Here is an 18,320-nt window from a genome sequence, read left to right on the forward strand (position 1 = left end):
TCATGGACAAGCAGCAGCTGCGCTCAATTATGGATCATCAATATGAGCTACCAACAGAAATCGAACAATATGAAGCCGTACAACAAGTAGTCAGCCTACTTGGCTCTACAGATCCTGAATTGAGGGATGATCTTGCATACGGGATATTATATGAATGGCTTATTACACAAAAAATCCTGACCGCTGGACAACTAACAGAGCTTCTTCATCAGACGTTATCAGACCAAATGCTTTTCAAAGGAATTGGGACTGCTGAGAACGATTCGGTCTTCCAACGTACATTCTCCGCCCTCTTACTCGCACTGCTTCTGAAGCGTGATGAACAACAGCCTTATATAAGCAAGCCTTTATATGAACACATTGCGAAGCGAGTTGTTGATTATTGCATGCAGGAGAACGATTATCGCGATTATGTAGAAGTTAAAGGATGGGCTCATGCTCCAGCTCACATCGCAGATGTCATGGCTGCTTGTGTACGCAGTCCACACATTGGCCCAGAGGAATGCAAGAAGCTTCTCAGTGCCATTGAGCACATGCTTCTTCATGCGAATCATATCTTGCGAACAGAGGAAGATGAACGCATGGCGACAGCCGTCTTGTCAATGCTTGAGCTTAATAAGTTGTCGTTCACGTCCTATTGCGCGTGGCTTATGCAGGTTGAGCTGCCCAATGAAGACAAAGTGATTTATCGCTGTAGACGCATAAATGTTAAAAATTTTGCTCGATCTGTATGGATGCGTGCAGCAATGAGAGAATTCATCGTTCCAACAACAGAATGGCACAATTGGTATAACATTGAAAAGAAACTGAATCCGGTCTTCAACAGAGACATATAAGATCAACTTCATTTCTGTTAATTTCCTCGTTATTCTCTTGTAGAGCGCCTGATTAAATACAAAAAAAAGAACCTGCATTTACCTGCAGGTTCTTGATGTGATATCTACATACTTAACTCGTTAGCCTGTGAATGATTGTACCCACACACCATTGTAGTATGCAACACCGATGGAAGTGAAGCTGGAGTTCAGGATGTTCTTACGGTGTCCATCGCTGTTCATCCACGCGTTCATTACTTCTTGCGGATTACGTTGGCCTTTGGCAATGTTCTCGCCAGCAGTATTGAAATTGACACCTTGTGCTCTCATCAGATCGAATGGGGAGCCAAGTGTTGGAGATTGATGGTCAAAGTAGTTGTTATCATTCATATCTTTCGCCTTGATCATCGCAACTTTGTTCAATTGTGCATCGGATTTCAATGGCTGCAAACCAGCATTCGCACGTTCTTGGTTCACCAAATCGATAACTTGGCTAGCGAAGTCACTGTTCGCATTGTTGTTGTCTTGTGGCGCAGTTGGTTTATTGTCACCAGGTGTTGCTGGTTTTTCAGCTTCTGGCTTGTTTACTTCTGGTTTGTTAACCTCAGGCTTTTCAACTTCAGGTTTCTCGATTTCTGGCTTCTCTACCTCAGGTTTCTCAACTTCAGGTTTGTTTGCTTCTGGCTTTTCAACTTCTGGTTTATTTACTTCCGGCTTGTCCACCTCTGGCTTTTGAACGGGAGGCGGAACGATTGGCTTATTCCCAATTTCTTTTTGAATGGCTTCCATCCATTTGGACAAGATTTGCTTCAATTCCGAGTTATCTTGGAATACTTTATCAAAGTCCATATTCATACCCAGGTTTGAACAATTCGAGTTCATCATTGGATTCGGCTGTTGCACTGGGCTAACGGGTGCTGCCATAGCAGAGTTCACCGCCATAACCGGTGCCAATGCAATCGCACTTGTAATTACAACTTTCTTAAATGTCTTCTTCATCCTGTACATCTCTCCCTTTGCAGCCTGCGAGGTTAGCTGTCGGGTTCGGGTTAAAGTGGACTCCCCTGTCGCTACACGACTTCACCCCAATGAATCGGTTCCCCCGCGCTCTGACGAGCTTCGGCTTGTTTTGTGGTACGTTTCCGATCCTAACACGGATAATACAGGAGATCATTTCAAATATATTGTAATTAATTATAATATCTTCCAAACGAAAAGAACCGGAGTATGCTAGACTGCACTCCGGTTCTACTTTTCTAGTATTCCATTTGGTCGGAAATTGTTCTATTCCTAATTCGCTCGCTTCTTACTTGATCACTTGGGACAACGCTGTGAAAATCACACCAAGCGCATAGGCACCAGCATCAGGATAGCCAAGACTCCGTTCGCCAACCGCCCCCGCTCTTCCCATACGAGCTACAATTGTCTCTGTATACTTTGCACCTTGAACAGCAGCCTCTGCCGCTTTCACAGAAGCAGTCTTCACATCATCGCCCTCAGACGCACTCTGTACCCACGCATCTGCAAATGGAGCCAACGCATCGACAAGTGTCTTATCCCCAACTACAGCTCCTCTTCCAAATGAGCGCTCGCCCGTGTCTTGAATGCCTTTAACAACTGCTTGCATCATTTGTGCAAATTCAGAAACGGTCAATTCTACGCGTTCGCCCGCGAACTTGCTGGCTGCACGGAATGCTGAACCCCAGATTGGGCCAGAAGCGCCGCCGCAATGCTCCATAATAACTAACGAGCAAGCATGGAGGAAGCTGCCCATGTTATCTGAATGATGTGCAATGATGTCATGCCATTCTCTTTTCAATTGCTTGAAGCCCTTCGCCACACTCATACCGAAGTCGCCATCACCTGCATGTGAATCCAACTCGCAGAATGGAACTTCATTTTCAATAATGATTTCGCTCATCTTGTCTGTTAGATAGATCAGGTTATTAACCGTGAACACATTATGTTCGACCTTCGAGAAGGCCTCGTCCGTCTCTACTGTAAAAGATACCTCGTGGCTCGCAGTTCCTGCTTCGGACATCTCCTCAGGATGGATTGGTTCAAATGAACCACTCACCTGCAGCGCTGGCGTATTGCAGCTTGCTTCGAGGTAATGCTTAAGCTGTTCATCCAAGCGGATAACCGACACCGACGCACCAGCCATATCGATACTTGTCATGTAGTTGCCTACGAATACTTTAACAAGAGTAATTTGTTGCGCATGAATCTCCCGAACTACAGCGTTCGCCAGCAAGTACAATTCTTGCAGCGGGGAACCGCCAAATCCGTTAATCAGCACGGCTAACTCCTGCTTAGAGCCTGCTGTAATCTTCATGTCACGGAACAAATCCGCAACCATTTTCTTCGCCAGTTCGTTAGCAGAAGCGATCTTCTCTCGGCGAATGCCAGGCTCCCCATGAATTCCTACGCCGTACTCGATCTCATCGTCATTCAACTGGAACGTTGGTGTTCCTTTTGCTGGAACTGTGCATGAGGTAAGCGCGAATCCAATACTTCTTGTGTTGTCGATCGCGTGCTGAGCAATCGCCTTCACTTCTGCAAGCTCCAAGCCCTCTTCAGCGGCCGCACCTGCAATTTTATGAACGAGCACTGTCCCTGCAACACCTCTGCGGCCAACCGTGTATAGACTGTCCTCTACAGCTATATCGTCGTCCACTTTGACATAATCGACCTGAATTCCGTCTTCTTTGGCTAGATGCGACGCATTTTTGAAGTTCATAATGTCGCCACTGTAGTTCTTAATAATGAGCAGCGTTCCCTTCTTGCTTGCAGAGGCCTTTAACGCTTGATAAATTTGAATTTGTGATGGGGATGCAAATACATCACCGCATACGGCTACATCGAGCATGCCTTGTCCAACAAATCCAGCGTGAGCTGGTTCATGACCGCTTCCTCCGCCACTGATCAACGTAACCTTGTTCTCATTCACGATTTTTTTCTTGACAATCTTGTATTTGCTGATGAACTCCAGTTCCGGATGTGCAAGCACCATACCGTTACACATTTCCCGAACCAATGTTTCCGGTTGATTCAATATTTTTTTCATTCCTTACACGTCCTTCTGGCCTTTAAATTGTTGACCCATCATATCAGCCACTCGAATCGCCGATACGACCATCTCTTCTGTGACTGGGAACGGCATGGAGTGGATAGATTCTTCAGGGATGCACGCCTTCTGTGCAACTGCCTGTAATTCCTCGTTCGTAACACTTGTTACACCGAGATCAGCTAAGCATACCGGAAGACCAATGCTTACGCAGAATTCCAATACCTCGTTCATTTCTGCTGCGCTTGCATTCTCAAGGACAAGCTGCACCAATGTTGTAAAGGCTACCTTCTCGCCATGCATATAAAAGTGAGTGCCTTCAAGTGAAGTTAATCCATTGTGGATGGCATGAGCTGCCGCCAATCCGCCGCTCTCGAACCCTAATCCAGACAACAGAATATTCGTTTCTACAATGTTCTCCAGTGCAGACGTTACCAAGTTCGCATCGCAAGCCATCTTCGCCTTCGCACCGTCTTCAAGCAATGTTTCGTAGCACAACTTCGCAAGTGCGAGTGCTGCTTTCGTACCTTTGGCAGGTGCTACTCCTCCCATTGCACCACAAGGCAGTCCTGCATTTACATTCGAATAAGAGCTTGCTGTTGCACGTGCTTCGAAGTAAGTGGAGAGCGCATCTCCCATGCCTGCTACGAGGAAGCGCGTTGGCGCATTCGCAATGACAGTCGTATCAATCATGACCACACTAGGACTTTGCTTGAAATAAGCATAATCGTCAAATTCCCCTTCAGGCGTGTACATGACCGCGGAATGGCTAGTTGGCGCATCAGTTGCTGCAATAGTTGGAACGATAATGAGCGCTTCCCCTTCTGCCACACATTTGGCTGTATCAATCGCTTTGCCACCGCCAAGTCCAATTGTACATGAGCAATTATGCTCAATAGCAAGCTGTTGTAATCGTTTTACTTCTTGACGAGAGCATTCTCCAGTGAAACCGCTCTCAACTAACGTAACTTTGTATTTATTCATTGTATGTTCAAGCTTATGCTTTACACGCTGCACATCATCTGGATGAGCGATCAGAAGAGCAGAATCTCCGAATGTTCGAATGAAATAACCCAAGTTATACAGTTCATCTTCACCTTGTACATATTTGGCTGGGCTGATAAACGCTTTTCTCATGATTAAATGCCTCCTCTGTGCTATTTATATGTTTATTATAGAACCGTCAATGAACCAGATCATTGAACTATTATTGCGAAATAAAGCGCTATCTTATCGGATTTTCTTATCATTTGTACGCCGAATGGTATTATCTTGTCATTCAACCAGAAAAATATGCTATAATTTAGCTATGCAAACAAAAGGAGAATGAGTCATCGTGAGTTCCCGTTTTAGCTTAGAGAGCATCATCGATATGGAAAAATGGCAGCAGCTGCAAGACTCGCTATCCTTAGTGACGAAGATGGCCGTGATTACGACTGACTATAAGGGCATCCCAGTAACAGCGCATAGTCATTGCCAAAGCTTCTGCCAGGCCATACGGCAAGATGAATCGTTGTCGCAATACTGCCAGAAGTGCGATGCACGCGGCGGTCTAGAGGCTGTTCGGCTGAATAAGCCGTATATCTATTTGTGCCACTTTAACATTGTCGATATTGCCATTCCGATTATCGTGAATAATCAATATATGGGGGCAGTAATGGCCGGACAAGTCAAGCTGCGTGACAATCCGATGGAGCTCGAACAAATTGTAAACCGACCCGCTAATGCGGATGCGAATCGAAAGTTCAAGAATCTCGAACCAGAATACAGCTCCTTGCCGGAACTGTCCTATGATGAGGTTGTCACCATTTCTGAAATGCTCTATCATCTATGCAATTACATTGTAGAGGAAGCCATTTCCAAAAATACAACCATTGAAATGTATCGGCAGGCGCTTCATAGTGAGAAGACTGCATCCGAGTTTTTAGCAGACCATAGCTATCGCAGCATTCAGACATTCAAGGCAGAACTGGATAACACGCTGATCGACAATCAAATTAGCAAGATGAAAAATCAGCAAATGCATGCCTCCAACTCGATGCTTCAGCCTGCATTCGATTATATTTATACACACAAGAGCGAGAACGTAAAGCTGACGGATATGGCGGCACTCTGCCATGTCAGTCCCAGCTACTTCAGTCGTATTTTTACGAAAGAAACAGGAGAAAACTTCTCGGTGTTCATACCGCATCTCAAAATCGAGTGGGCCAAACAAATCTTGGAGACTACCGATCTGTCTATTTCGGAAATTAGCAATGAGCTTGGCTTCAGTGAACCGAGCTACTTCATTAAGTCATTTAAGAAATTTGAACAACTTACACCTGCTCGCTATCGCCAAATCTATAAACGATAAACCATAACAAAAAGCCGTCACTCCACGTTCTCCTTCGAACTTGGGGACGGCTTTTCAACTCTTCCTATCTTCCAATTATTCATCGAATCCACTGCTGCAAATCATTCATCGTTACATATGAGATAGATGGCGATCGTTCATGCTGCTCATGTCCTTCTGTACAGGCTGCCGCTTTATAACCATGTTCCAGCTCGAACGTATGGAAGCGTACCGATTCCTTATCCGGCTTCAATTCGAATGTCCCTGCCCCATTGTCAACGATGGAGAAGGAATCCAGCGGAATAGATAAGCCCTTTCCGGCTGCCTTGATATAGCTTTCTTTCAATGTCCAAAGTGTATAGAAGTAGTCTAACTTCTCCGCGTCGGCTTTTTGCATTAGAGCATCCGTTTCTTCCATCGAGAAAAAACGGCGCGCAATCGACAAGTCAATCGGCTTTATTTGCTCCACATCAATGCCAAGCACTCCTTGCCCCCATATCATCATCACCCAGCAGCCTGAATGAGAAATGTTGAAGGAAAAGTCGCTGTCTCCTGCGACACGTGGCTTGCCGTACTCATTGTGTTCAAAATGTATGTCTGCATTTGTATATCCGTAATCCTTACATAACACTGCTCTAACCAAAGATTCTCCAAACAGAGAGCGGTACGCATCTTCAACAAACTTAAATTTTCTAATTCGATCTCTTCGCTGCGGTGCAACCTTGCTCATAAAATCATCATACTCCGCAGGCGAAATGTGTTCCGGTAAGTGAAATGCTGCGATTTTCGTTATGTTCATCACCTTTTGACCGATATATTGAATGACATTTAGAAGCCCATCTTCAATAACCAGCTAGCCAGATGCTCTTCCCGCGCTTTTATGTCATCCTTGTCTCTATTATATTTGCCCAGTTGGTATTCGCCAACAAGATTACCGTCGAGCATGAGTCGAGCATGAATAGCACATGCTCAAAGCAAAAGATGCTCATAAGTCAACATGCTGTAAATACCTTCATGTTGGAAGACGAATGAGCATCCTTGATTATCTGGAAACGATGAATAGACCGTTATGCTTGAATGAATTGTGGAGACATTTGCAATTCATAGTTGTTCTTTTCTTTCTGCTTGTTATAGATGAAGTGCATAATGATCGCAGCGATTAAGAAGAAGCTGACTTGCAAAATCTGTACTTGCGCGTTGAAGTAATAGAACTGAAGTCGGCTTCCCGTTGCTGTCAGCCAGAACGTGAAGAGATAGAACAGCAGAGTGCCTCTTGTTGCATTGAACACGTAGCTTTGGAACCATATGAAGAACATGAGCTGAATAACGTAGAGAAAATAGGAGGTGCTAGTTTCATAGGAAGAGATCACGTAGCCTGGCAGCACCCAAAGTCCGAATATGAGTCCAGTGAGCAGCGAACTGGTAACATTGTTTTTGAATTTGCCCTGAAGAAAAGGAAGCAAAAAGCCAATCCAGCCAAAGATTCCACCGATAAGCCCTGTCTCCTCAATCAGATTCCACAGTCCAATTAGGAACATGTCAGAAATGCTGTATGTCATTTGCGGAAGAGGAATGCCGAAGAGCTTTGAGCCATAGTGCATTGTCGCTACGAACAAAATGACGACTACTAACAATACAGGGAACCAGAACAAGTCTTGTTTTCTAGGAATCAGTTTGGAGAACACGCCCTTCACTGCCTTTGAACCGCCCATTGCATAATACGCAATTAATCCAGCGAACGATGGTGAGTAAAGCGCAATGATAGTCAGCGGATGCATAAGCGTGAGAGGTCCTGTAATCGGAACCAGAATGTCCCCAAACAGCATATAGGCAAGCCCAATCCCCCAACAAGCGCCAAACGAGATGGCCAAATACAAATACAGATATTTGTTATGATTGCTCATCTTTTCAACCTCCCTATCGTATTGGTTTGGTGCTGGATCTTACTTACACATTCACTTTCTTATGGATCAAAGCCAGTAGGTTATTGACCGTGCTGAAGTTTTTCAAATCCATATCCTCATTTTCGACTTCGATTCCGAACCTCTGCTCGACAAAATTTACAAGCTTCATCGCGAACAGCGAGTTGACGAAACCCAATTTGAAGAAATTGTCGTCATCCGAGAATTCAATGTTATCTTCGCTAATGGACAAATTTTGATGAATGAAGTTTCTGATTTCATTTTGATAGTTCATAGTATCCTCCTTCAACATTTGGCAATTGGACTTCAATATAAGGTGGGAAGTCTTGAATATTGTCTAAATCATGTTCCAACACATAGTTGCCCTGCCCATCCGATGATTTCTCACGAAATCCTGCAAAGCGATAACTGACATACATCATCCTGTTGCGTCCTGTTTCGCGAAAATCGGCCAGCAGCGGGGTGTTCTGTTTGCGAGCCTCTTGTAATATGTAACTAAGCAGCACCGTTCCTACGCCTCGCGACACGACCCGACATGACATGAGCAGCATCTCTAGCTTCCAATGAGTTTCTTGGGTATGGATTAAGGCTAGCCCAATCTTACCGTAATCTCCATACTTGTCTTCTAATTGGCAGACTAACAGCCGATGGTGCGGAGATTGCCGCAACTCGTCCAATTCTTCATAGCTGAACGTTCTTCCCGTAGCATTCAATTGATTCGTTCGAACCGTCAGTTCCTCAGCTCGCTGCAAATCCTCTTCCTGTGCGGGATAGATCGTAAACTTCATAGACAGCGTTGCAAGAAACGCCTCCGAGGGCCCTTGATATTCACTTTCTGCCAGCTTCCGCTGATAATCAGCCTGATACAATTTGCGTCTTCGTGCAGAATCAACTGTTATGAAACGAGGATTCAGTGATGGATGTGATAACAGGGTGAGATATTGATCCGCATTGATGCAGTGAACACTCTCATGGACGTTCTGTACTTCTTCCAATTCGAAGGGTTGATCGTCAACAAACAGAATCGTGTCCATACCGATATTGATATTTTTCTGAATTTCTGCGAGTGAATATGATTTGGCGTTCCAATGAATTTCAGGATACAGGAAGTAATCATCCAATCCGAACTCTTTCAGCTTGGACATGGCCAAGTCATAGTCGTTCTTGCTGGCAATCGATTGAAGAATTCCGCGGCTATCAAGTGTCTGGATAATCTCCCGAATGCCCTCCTTAAGTTGGACGCTGGATGACTCCACCAGTACCCCATCCCATAGTGTATTGTCCAAATCCCACACGACGCATTTATACTCTTTTTTTTCGCTCATACGTATCCTCCATCGGAATAGTCATAGAACCCTCATCCACTTTTGCGTCCCCACAGGCCTGCATCAACCATCTTCTTCAACAATGGGCAGCATCTATACTTGGGATCTTGATAGCTGTCATACAGAACCTCTAGCGAATGAACAACCGTATCCAAGCCTATTAAATCAGCCGTTTCCAGCGGCCCCATCTTATGATGGAAGCCTTGCTTCATCATTTGATTCACTTGCTTCGCCGTCGCTATTCCATCCTGTACGAGATAGGCCGCTTCATTCATGAACAGATGGGATAAGCGATTCGAGACGAATCCAGGCAAGTCGTCAATAATTCGTTGTTAGGATGAAATATCCTTTAAGAGTACCTCATAGCCGTATCTTGCTAAATCCAGTGCAGTTGCACAGCCCATGACCCCTGCACCCACGATCGCAACTGTTTGGTTCGACCTCTTCCCATCCCTCCTCTATCATGCTATGCAGACACTTCATGCGCTCACTAATACCGCGCTTACAATCTGCTAGCCGGAGCTAGACTGATACAAGAAGAGCAAATGATTAGTAGATTTCTTCGTATGTTTCCTTCGTTTCCGCTAAAGCCTTGCCTACCTTGGTCCGGAACCATTCCACATCCTCTGCTGTCAGGGATATGTTCGGATACAGTCTCGACATCGTCGATACGAGTATGCCATTCTTCGAAAGATTATGGTTCAAAATAATGTCCATCGACATAATCTCAAAATCATAGTCCGAAGGACTTGTCAGTACCGAAGAGCAGCAATGATAGGCTGAACATGCTGGCGGACCTTGAATGACGAGTGGAAGCCCTATGGCATCCGCTTCCTGCTGGATAATCTGCTGCATCTCACACATCTTTTCATTCATTTCCGTCATTGCCAGCCCTTGATTGCGACTCAATATCTCCAGTGTTGTTTTGACAGCCGCCGTTCCAAGCGGGTACCCGTTGAAAGTTCCAGCATGAATTACTTTTTTGTCGACCAGAAGCTGCATAATCTCCTTCTTGCCAACTAGTGCAGATACAGGTACGCCGCCTCCCGCAATTGCCTTCCCAAGTGTTGTCAGGTCAGGACGTACATCGAATTGCTCCTGAGCGCCGCCTAATCCCATACGAAGTCCGGTTATTATCTCATCGAAAATAAGTACAACCTCATACTCATCACATAACGCCCGCATTTTCTTCAGATAACCCGGTGCGGGCATAACGCTTCCCCCATTCACGCATACCGGCTCCGTGATGACAGCAGCAATTTCATGGCCTTTCTTCCGCAGCAGTTCTTCTAGTGCCGCTTCATCATTCCATGGCAGCAAGTAGGATTGGCTCTCAAGCGAGTTCGCTGCGCGGCCTGCTGTTCCTTTGAGGTCTCCTCTGAAATCGGATGGAATTGGCTCCCCGCTGCGCGGCGCTCTCCCACCCATAATGTTGTCTGCATTGCCATGATAATGGCCTTCAAATCGGACGAAGCGGTTTTTGCCTGTCCATGCCCTAGCTACCCGTAATGCATTCTGTACGATTTCCGTACCTGACAAGCCAAAACGGATCATCTCAGCCGAAGGGATATACTTCGCAATCAACTCAAGCGCTTCTGCATCCATATCACAGTGGCTAACCGAGAGAACCCGATCGATTGTCTCCTTCAGGCTCTCATTGTATTCTCGATTCCCATGGCCAACGATCAGCGCACCGAATCTAGCATATAGATCAAGATACTCGTTGCCGTTCATATCCCATACCCGACTGCCTTCGGCTTTGACGAAGTGAATTGGGGTTTCCTCCCACGGAAGATGGAAATTATAATGCACGCCTCCGGGCAGCAGTTCTTTCACTCTCCGGTTGTAAAGCTCCATTGTGTTCTGTCGCGTAATCAATTGCGCTATCCCTCCTTTATTGACTCTACTATCCAACGAAGCTACCAACACCCATCATTCAGTAGATTCCTTCTTGGCATTTTGTATCAGATAGGATCGCTGCAATACGATATCAATATCCGGTCAAGCGTGAATAAGGAGTTGAGACAGTTGTTCCCGATCCGCCTGATCATCAAATGATAAAGATTGAGGAAGCCTCGTATTTTCCCGAATCAAATTACGGGTGATTTGATTCGGGCCAATATCCACAAATAAGTCAGCTCCTGCTTCATGCATCGCTTCGAGCACTTGATTCCAATACACCGGTGTAACCAACTGATGGGCAAGAATCGCTGCTAAGTTGTCTGCGGGCTCGATAATTTTACCTGTCACTGTCGACCATACATCGAATTTGGTAGGGCTGAATGTCACGTGCTGCAAGCAAGCTTCGAACTCAGGCTTCAAATAGTCCATTAATGCACTATGGTAAGGCGCATCTGCCTTCATAGGCATCATGCGGAATGGAATAAATTCTCCCCCCGCCTCGACCACATCATTCTCTACCTTCAGAAGTGCCGTCTGATGCCCCGCAATGATGAACTGACTGGGAGAATTGTAACCGGAAATTGTGACATAATCATGTGAACGAACGCTCTCGATGATATCTGTAAGCGTGTCTACATCTATATCTACGACGATTCCCGCTCTCCCCTTCTTCTCTTGCAGCGCGCGATGCATCAGTCTTCCCCTTTCTCTTGCCAAACGGACACCGTCCGAGAAGGGCAAGGCTCCTGCCGCAATGAGCGCCGAAAGCTCGCCAAGACTATGCCCTACAGCTCCGAATGGTACAAGTCCGATCTGTTTCTCCCACACTCGATACAGTGCATAACTTGCGGTCACGACTGTGGGCTGAGCAATTTCGGAAAGTGACAGTTCTTCTAAGCTTCCATTCAACAGAAGGTCTTGCAAATCCAAGTTCAATACATCACTCGCCTCTTCAAATACCTCCTGCACGATCGGGAACTCCTCCATCAATGAGCGGCACATCCCGCTGTATTGACTGCCTTGTCCAGGAAATGCTGCGGCAAGCTTCATATCGAGTAACCTCGCTTGAAATAATGCCGTAGACCATAATACGAAATCATTTCTTGCTGCATCTGGGAGGATCCCTCGATAATCTCCAACACCTTCGCTTCCCGGTATAACCTCTCTACTGGATATTGATTACTGAAGCCATTGGCCCCATGTACTTGCAGAGCATCGCTTGCGACCTCCACCGCTACCTTGGATGCAAAATACTTTGCAATTGTCGTTTCAATCGTAGCCTCGTCTTCCTTCGCAAGCCGCATTTCTCCTGCTCGCAAACATAACGCTCTTGCAGCGTGTACCTTCGTTACCGCATCTGCGATCATCCCGCGAATTAGTTGGAAGCTGCTCAGCTTCTGATCGAACTGCGAGCGGGTTCGGGAATAGGACACCATTGCATCCACGCCTTCTTGCGCAATGCCAACACCAGCCCACGCGATACTGTATCGGCCGTTATCCAGTGCCGTCGAGACCACATATTCGAAGCCGAAGTTAAGCCTCCCTATTACATGTGACTTCGGCACCTTAACATCTCGCAGATGAATCTCAGCCAGATGGGTTGAACGTGATGCCATTAGTCCTTCAATTGCTCTTGTTTCAACACCCTCATAAGCTCTCTCCACGAGAAATACAGAGCTCTTCCCCTGATTCGCTGCAACAATAAAGAATACATCCGCGATATCTCCAAACGTAATCCACTTTTTCACACCATTAATCACGTAATAATCGTCTTCCTCATGCCATGATGTCTTAATATTCTTGGCATCTGACCCAACGTCCGGTTCGGTTAATCCGAAGCATGCAATCTGTTCTCCTCGTGCCAGCCGCGGCAGCCAGGTTTCTTTCTGCTCCTTCGTCCCGAAGCGAAGCAATGTCTCTGACACTAGCGAGGTATGAACGGTTATCAAGCTGCGCGCTGCTACAGAAGCCTTACCGAACGCTTCTGTAAATAAGCCATAATGGATCGCATCGAGGCCAAGCCCGCCATAGGAGACAGGTAAAGATGCCGCCAGATAGCCTTTCTGCGCCATTTTGTCAATCAGCTCACGCGGCATTGTACCCTCATCTTCCATTTTTCGCACAAGTGGACGCACTTCTTTATCAACAAATGTACGAGCCTCCTCCACAATCGCTGCCTGTGAATTCGCCTGTGTTGGTTCCATTTCTTGAATGTTCTTCATAGCGACACCTTTTCTTCTACGCATTCACTCAAATGCCCAGCGAATTCCGAAATTGTCTTGAATTCAAACAATGCCACCGGATTAATATTGATTTCCAGTTTTCTGCGGAGTCGGTTCACAATTTTGAGAGCTTGAACGGAGGACACGCCGATCTTCATGAAGTTCATATCCTCATCAATCTCTTCTGGTTCCTCATTAAGAATCGTTGCAATTTCTGCTTTCATAAAGCCCACGATTTCTTCCTTGTTCATCTTCACTTCTCCTCTCTACTATTCACGAATCCAATGGGAAGTCTGCTCGAACGGATATGCTGGCAAAGGAACGAGCATGCCAGATCCGTCGGGATGCAATGACGACCAGTCTATATCAGCACCTGATACGTACAGCTGCCCAACAGTATGAAGCACTGTGTCTTCAAGCGAACCAGAGGCGCTCGACTCGATCAGAATGTGCTCAGCTTTGCTGTTCTGCTTATGCGACAGCACCTTGTCTGCTTCTTCCGTAGTCATGCACACGCCGAGTAGGACATCCGCTCTCGATTGCAGCAGACCCGCATCTTCATGAGCACTGCACTTCTTATCCTCGCCTTCTTCACGAATGCTCTTCGATTCGCTCATGAATGTGTCTAAGGCTGTTTTGATATCCATTCGTTCTTGCAGCAGATCAGCAAGGATCTGGCCAGAACCAAGTCCTCTTACTTCGGTTATTGAAACTCCGCTTTGCAGAATTCGCTGTACAAGCGAGTACCAATAAAAGAAAACCGATAACTGTACGCGCTCCTTCATTTCCGGCTCAGAAACCCCATATTGGCTCGCACCACATTCGAGTACATCCAAATGGTCGATTGTGAATTGTTCAAAGGCAGCATCTCGAGTTAAGAGATTATCAGCCAGCGATTGGCTCGCAATATCACCGATAACTAACGCTACTTTTGCGGCGCGGTTTTTCAAGAAACGACCTCTATTTGCCGTTTGTAATACCTCTGCCTTCAATGAATCAGAATTGGAAAGAATGCAGGCAGCTCGATAGCTGTAATGCTTGCGATAACGATTCCGTGTAAAGCATAGATGATTGATATTTATAGAAGGATCTAGTTCCAGCAATTCCTGTGTCTGACGAATAACCCGCTCCAGTGCTTGCTCCGATTTAGCTGACAGGGTGAGCAGATGTTTACGCGGACGAACTGCGGATCTTGTGGTTGCTGCGGATGCTGCAGTCACCTCAGATGCTGAGGACGTTTCGGACGTTTCGGATGTCTTGGATGTCACGAATGCCTTGGCAGTTTCGCTCGTAGTGGAGGGTGCCTCTGCCCCATTCCATTCTTCGAGCACCACATGCACATTCGTTCCCCCTAATCCGAACGAGCTTATCCCTGCCTTACGGGTGTTATTCTCATCAACTGACCATTCTTCAACATCCTGTACAATGAAGAACGGTGATTTCTCCATTTCAAGAGCTGGATTGCGTGTGCCCATATGCAGACTTGGAACCAGCTTTTTGTGATAGAGAGATAACAGCACTTTCACAAGTCCGGCCCCGCCTGCGGCAGGCAGCAAATGTCCGATATTGGTCTTGACAGAGCCCAATCCGATCTTGCCATCAGTTCGTCTCTTTCCTTCAGTAAAGAGCTTAGTTAGCGCGTTCACTTCAATCGGATCGCCGATTCTCGTGCCTGAACCGTGTGCTTCCACATAGCCAACTTCACCCGGTGACAGATTCGCATCAATGTACGCTTCGGACAGAACTTGATATTGCCCGCCCGGATTTGGCGCCATGATGCCAAGCGAATATCCATCGTTATTGACGGCGCTCCCGCGGATAATGCCATATATCTGCTTGTTGTTCTGAACTGCTTGGGTAAGAGGCTCCAAGTACACAACTACTACCCCTTCACCTAACACGGATCCATCAGCTTCAATATCGAACGTCTTCGTACAACGAGTCGAGGAGACAATTCCCGCCTTTCGCGACAATTGATGGACGATTGGTGTTGCCAATATATTAGCGGCACCTACAATCGCTCCTGATATGCTGTTCTGTCTAATCGCTGCAACTGCTTGATGAAGCGCTACTAGGAAGGATGAGCATGCCGTATCGATTACAAGCGCCGGCCCTGTAAAGTTGAGCTTATGTGCAATCAGAGCCGATACCATATTGTGCATATTCCCTACCATCGTATTTGGATGGATACGATCAACGCCATGCTTGTCCATATAATTCATAACAAGCTGGTAGTACGTATTGATGTTAATGCCGGTATATACACCGATGTTGCGTTTCTCATCCAGCCCCGGCAGCGCACCGGCATCTTCAAGTGCCTCATAGGCAATCTCCAGCATCAGCCGCTGCTGCGGATCCATGAATGCAGCTTCCTCATCGGAAATCTCGAAAAAGTCATTGTCAAAACAGTCGATATTCGCGATTTCACCAAGCCAGTCATCCCACTCTGGTTTTCCCGCCAATTGCCTGCGCTTCTCACTTACCTTGGCAATGCTGTCTTTCTTCGCGCATAGATTATCCCAGTATTGCTGAGGCGTACTTGCGCCCGGCACACGCAGCGCAATTCCAGTAATGGCAACAGCATTATGCAAGTCTAATTTGTTGTCAGCATCCCATGCCGATGCAGGAATCTCACGTGCTTGAGGCATCGTTTGCAAATAATCTGCCATTTGCTTAATGGTCTTGCAGATGACAAATAGCTCAAATCCAATTTCTCTGCCAAAGTGCTTCTCAATGCGGTCTAAGAACTGAAAACGTTGAATCGAGCTTCCGCCCAATGCCAGGAAAGAATCATCTGTAGATATACGTGTTTCCGGTATGCCCAGTACTTCTGCCCAGCTCCGGCGAAGGAAGGATTCAAGTTCATTTTGAGGAGAGTGAATAACCCGCTCCTGAACACGACGCTGTTCTAATCCCGCATGAATTTCTTGCAGCGCCTCGTCATACTCCCCATCTTCATAGCTCTTGCGCAGCTCGAAGCGTTGGAGTTTGCCGCTCGTTGTCTTCGGAATCGTGCGAACCGGAATGACATGAGTAACCTCAATGCCGAGAGATTCTCGCATATGAGTGATGATTTGGTGGCGAAGATCGAGCAGCTTCTCAATGCCCGATTTGTGCTTCACGAAGGCAAGCAGTTCTTCCTGCTGTGTAGCGCCGTTAAACAAACCTACGAACGCGATGTTGCCGCGCGGAATCGCACCTTGCTCATACAACACTTCCTCCAAATCATGAGCGAAGTAATTTTGCCCGCGGATAAATATAATGTCCTTCATTCTCCCGCTTACCACAAGCGAGCCTTCCGCTATGAAGCCTAAATCGCCGGTATGCAGCCATCCGTCAACGAACAAACTCTCGGTTAAGTCGTCACGATTGTAATAACCGGAAGTGACGGAACCACCTTGAATCTGAATTTCTCCTACAACATACTCGTCCACTGTACACCCGTGTTCATCCGCAATTCGGATACTGATCTCAGGAAACGGAGTGCCCTCATGAACGAACGGAAGGCGATCTCGTTCATCGGTTTCCTGAACAGGAACAGCAAGCTGTGCATGTATCAATTTAGATCGGGATATGTATTCTACCTTCGGAACTTCATCCATTCGCCAAATGCTGACCCCAACTGTTGCTTCAGCCATGCCGTAGGCAGGCAGCATCATTTCAGGCTTGTATCCACATGGTTCGAATTTCTTAGCAAAGCTGTTTACCACATGGATTGATATGGGCTCAGCTCCATTCAGTGCAAACCGTAAAGACGACAAATCAAGTGTGGTCAGCTTCTCGTCCGCGACCTTCTGTATCATCCAATCAAATCCGAAGTTCGTTGAACCGAACCAGGTTGCCCGATGCTCAGACATTTTGCGCAAGAACAGGTAGGGTGATCGGACAAACGTATACGGTGAGAAAATGACAATATTGCTTCCGCTCACAATAGGAGTAATATGCTGAACGAACAGACCCATATCATGCGTGTGTGGCAGCCACGTAAATACGGTATCCGACTCTTTCGTCTCGAATCGTTCTGCCATGGCGAGCGCATTAATCAAAATGTTGCGGCTGCTCAGCTTCACTCCCTTCGGAATACCTGTACTGCCTGAAGAAAATTGGAGGAACGCTAGCTCATCCGGCTGTGCATCATATGGCTCCCCTACGCCTTCGGTTTCCAGTTCCTGCGTGGAGAAAAAGCGGATTCCCTCATAGTGGGAACTCTGTTGAAGCGACTCATAATACTTGCGATTATGCTCCTCCATAATAATGATTGGCTTTTGGAGCACTTCCCATATTCTCGTCAGCTTAAGCAATCCGGCAGACAGCGGCTTCCACGAGGTAGGCTGACTGACCGGGGCTGCAACAATGCCGCCCAATATACATGCCCAGAATGTACAGTAGAAATCTTTAGACTGATCAATTTCCAAAATGATTACTTCGCCTGGCCGTATCCCTTTTCGGTACAGCATGCTTAAGTTTTTCCGGGCATTCTTCACAAGTTCCGGATAACTTAGAAATTCCTCATTTCCAGAAGCGTCTACGAAGGTGAGGCCCTTCTGCGGATATTGATTTGCGACATACTGAATCATTTCGGCTAAAGTGTGATACTCTGCTGGAAGTGCAAGAGATTTGCCATGTTGAATCGCCTTCTTAGACATGTTGAACCTCCTTATATGGATGACGCAAGAAGTAGTGGCTTGCTGAACAGGATGTACAGCATTCAGCAAGCCGTCACCAAGAAGAGTTG

The 18,320-nt window shown here is 46.5% G+C and carries 15 protein-coding genes, 1 pseudogene and 1 riboswitch; of the genes and pseudogenes, 2 read left to right on the plus strand and 14 right to left on the minus strand.

Annotated elements, in window-relative coordinates:
• Window positions 1-2: 2 nt before the first annotated feature.
• Window positions 3-836, plus strand: a complete 834-nt coding sequence (locus RQP50_RS22655; RefSeq protein WP_072729899.1) for a DUF2785 domain-containing protein — start codon at window positions 3-5, stop codon at window positions 834-836.
• A gap of 120 nt (window positions 837-956) precedes the next feature.
• On the opposite strand, the gene RQP50_RS22660 is transcribed toward RQP50_RS22655, so the two are convergent.
• The 3 genes from RQP50_RS22660 to RQP50_RS22670 form a co-directional block, all read right to left on the minus strand.
• Complete coding sequence (locus RQP50_RS22660; protein ID WP_072729898.1) at window positions 957-1,814, minus strand: CAP domain-containing protein; 858 nt, start codon at window positions 1,812-1,814, stop codon at window positions 957-959.
• A gap of 6 nt (window positions 1,815-1,820) precedes the next feature.
• Window positions 1,821-1,950: riboswitch (cyclic di-AMP (ydaO/yuaA leader) on the minus strand.
• A 171-nt stretch (window positions 1,951-2,121) separates the two neighbouring features.
• The gene (gene dhaK / locus RQP50_RS22665) at window positions 2,122-3,882 is read right to left on the minus strand and encodes a dihydroxyacetone kinase subunit DhaK (RefSeq protein ID WP_072729897.1); all 1,761 of its coding nucleotides are present in this window, start codon (window positions 3,880-3,882) and stop codon (window positions 2,122-2,124) included.
• A gap of 3 nt (window positions 3,883-3,885) precedes the next feature.
• The gene (locus RQP50_RS22670) at window positions 3,886-5,019 is read right to left on the minus strand and encodes a glycerol dehydrogenase (protein ID WP_072729896.1); all 1,134 of its coding nucleotides are present in this window, start codon (window positions 5,017-5,019) and stop codon (window positions 3,886-3,888) included.
• Window positions 5,020-5,218: 199 nt separating this feature from the next.
• Here RQP50_RS22670 and RQP50_RS22675 point away from each other — a divergent pair, with 199 nt between their 5' ends.
• A complete protein-coding gene (locus tag RQP50_RS22675) occupies window positions 5,219-6,235 on the plus strand; it encodes a PocR ligand-binding domain-containing protein (protein WP_083545181.1) in 1,017 nt (338 codons plus the stop codon).
• A gap of 79 nt (window positions 6,236-6,314) precedes the next feature.
• On the opposite strand, the gene RQP50_RS22680 is transcribed toward RQP50_RS22675, so the two are convergent.
• The 11 genes and pseudogenes from RQP50_RS22680 to RQP50_RS22725 all read right to left on the minus strand — a co-directional run bounded on the left by RQP50_RS22680 (window position 6,315) and on the right by RQP50_RS22725 (window position 18,231).
• Complete coding sequence (locus RQP50_RS22680; protein ID WP_072729895.1) at window positions 6,315-7,013, minus strand: 4'-phosphopantetheinyl transferase family protein; 699 nt, start codon at window positions 7,011-7,013, stop codon at window positions 6,315-6,317.
• Window positions 7,014-7,281: 268 nt separating this feature from the next.
• Window positions 7,282-8,118 carry a hypothetical protein gene (locus tag RQP50_RS22685; protein WP_217492499.1) on the minus strand — a complete coding sequence of 279 codons (837 nt, stop codon included), beginning with the start codon at window positions 8,116-8,118 and terminating at the stop codon, window positions 7,282-7,284.
• A gap of 43 nt (window positions 8,119-8,161) precedes the next feature.
• Entirely contained in the window at window positions 8,162-8,410 is a 249-nt protein-coding gene (locus RQP50_RS22690) for an acyl carrier protein (RefSeq protein ID WP_021255057.1), read from the minus strand.
• Window positions 8,394-9,461 carry an HAD-IIIC family phosphatase gene (locus tag RQP50_RS22695; RefSeq protein ID WP_021255058.1) on the minus strand — a complete coding sequence of 356 codons (1,068 nt, stop codon included), beginning with the start codon at window positions 9,459-9,461 and terminating at the stop codon, window positions 8,394-8,396. Before RQP50_RS22695 ends, RQP50_RS22690 begins: the two co-directional genes overlap by 17 nt.
• A gap of 32 nt (window positions 9,462-9,493) precedes the next feature.
• Window positions 9,494-9,778 (minus strand): annotated as a pseudogene (locus RQP50_RS22700) (3-hydroxyacyl-CoA dehydrogenase family protein); the annotation flags it as partial.
• A gap of 15 nt (window positions 9,779-9,793) precedes the next feature.
• Window positions 9,794-9,880 carry an FAD-dependent oxidoreductase gene (locus tag RQP50_RS29395; protein WP_394358427.1) on the minus strand — a complete coding sequence of 29 codons (87 nt, stop codon included), beginning with the start codon at window positions 9,878-9,880 and terminating at the stop codon, window positions 9,794-9,796.
• 130 nt (window positions 9,881-10,010) lie between these two features.
• Entirely contained in the window at window positions 10,011-11,339 is a 1,329-nt protein-coding gene (locus tag RQP50_RS22705) for an aspartate aminotransferase family protein (RefSeq protein ID WP_227774753.1), read from the minus strand.
• Window positions 11,340-11,462: 123 nt separating this feature from the next.
• Entirely contained in the window at window positions 11,463-12,413 is a 951-nt protein-coding gene (locus RQP50_RS22710; protein WP_174809021.1) for an ACP S-malonyltransferase, read from the minus strand.
• Window positions 12,410-13,585 (minus strand): acyl-CoA dehydrogenase family protein, encoded by a 1,176-nt coding sequence (locus RQP50_RS22715; protein ID WP_227774750.1) that lies wholly within the window; start codon window positions 13,583-13,585, stop codon window positions 12,410-12,412. The genes RQP50_RS22710 and RQP50_RS22715 overlap by 4 nt, the downstream gene beginning before the upstream one ends.
• The gene (locus tag RQP50_RS22720) at window positions 13,582-13,836 is read right to left on the minus strand and encodes an acyl carrier protein (RefSeq protein WP_028531520.1); all 255 of its coding nucleotides are present in this window, start codon (window positions 13,834-13,836) and stop codon (window positions 13,582-13,584) included. The genes RQP50_RS22715 and RQP50_RS22720 overlap by 4 nt, the downstream gene beginning before the upstream one ends.
• An 18-nt stretch (window positions 13,837-13,854) precedes the next feature.
• A complete protein-coding gene (locus RQP50_RS22725) occupies window positions 13,855-18,231 on the minus strand; it encodes a beta-ketoacyl synthase N-terminal-like domain-containing protein (protein WP_315746830.1) in 4,377 nt (1,458 codons plus the stop codon).
• Window positions 18,232-18,320: the final 89 nt, after the last annotated feature.

Source organism: Paenibacillus suaedae (assembly GCF_032337355.1).
In the GTDB taxonomy this organism is placed as follows: Bacteria; Bacillota; Bacilli; order Paenibacillales; family Paenibacillaceae; genus Paenibacillus_B; species Paenibacillus_B suaedae.

Bases quoted from the DNA above. Each gene is read 5' to 3' on its own strand.
- RQP50_RS22670 (WP_072729896.1), bottom strand. From the start codon at position 5,019: ATGAGAAAAGCGTTTATCAGCCCAGCCAAATATGTACAAGGTGAAGAT.
- RQP50_RS22695 (WP_021255058.1), bottom strand. From the start codon at position 9,461: ATGAGCGAAAAAAAAGAGTATAAATGCGTCGTGTGGGATTTGGACAAT.
- RQP50_RS22690 (WP_021255057.1), bottom strand. From the start codon at position 8,410: ATGAACTATCAAAATGAAATCAGAAACTTCATTCATCAAAATTTGTCC.
- RQP50_RS22685 (WP_217492499.1), bottom strand. From the start codon at position 8,118: ATGAGCAATCATAACAAATATCTGTATTTGTATTTGGCCATCTCGTTT.
- RQP50_RS22725 (WP_315746830.1), bottom strand. From the start codon at position 18,231: ATGTCTAAGAAGGCGATTCAACATGGCAAATCTCTTGCACTTCCAGCA.
- RQP50_RS22715 (WP_227774750.1), bottom strand. From the start codon at position 13,585: ATGAAGAACATTCAAGAAATGGAACCAACACAGGCGAATTCACAGGCA.
- RQP50_RS22720 (WP_028531520.1), bottom strand. From the start codon at position 13,836: ATGAACAAGGAAGAAATCGTGGGCTTTATGAAAGCAGAAATTGCAACG.
- RQP50_RS22680 (WP_072729895.1), bottom strand. From the start codon at position 7,013: ATGAACATAACGAAAATCGCAGCATTTCACTTACCGGAACACATTTCG.
- RQP50_RS22710 (WP_174809021.1), bottom strand. From the start codon at position 12,413: ATGAAGCTTGCCGCAGCATTTCCTGGACAAGGCAGTCAATACAGCGGG.
- RQP50_RS22660 (WP_072729898.1), bottom strand. From the start codon at position 1,814: ATGAAGAAGACATTTAAGAAAGTTGTAATTACAAGTGCGATTGCATTG.
- RQP50_RS22655 (WP_072729899.1), top strand. From the start codon at position 3: ATGGACAAGCAGCAGCTGCGCTCAATTATGGATCATCAATATGAGCTA.
- dhaK (WP_072729897.1), bottom strand. From the start codon at position 3,882: ATGAAAAAAATATTGAATCAACCGGAAACATTGGTTCGGGAAATGTGT.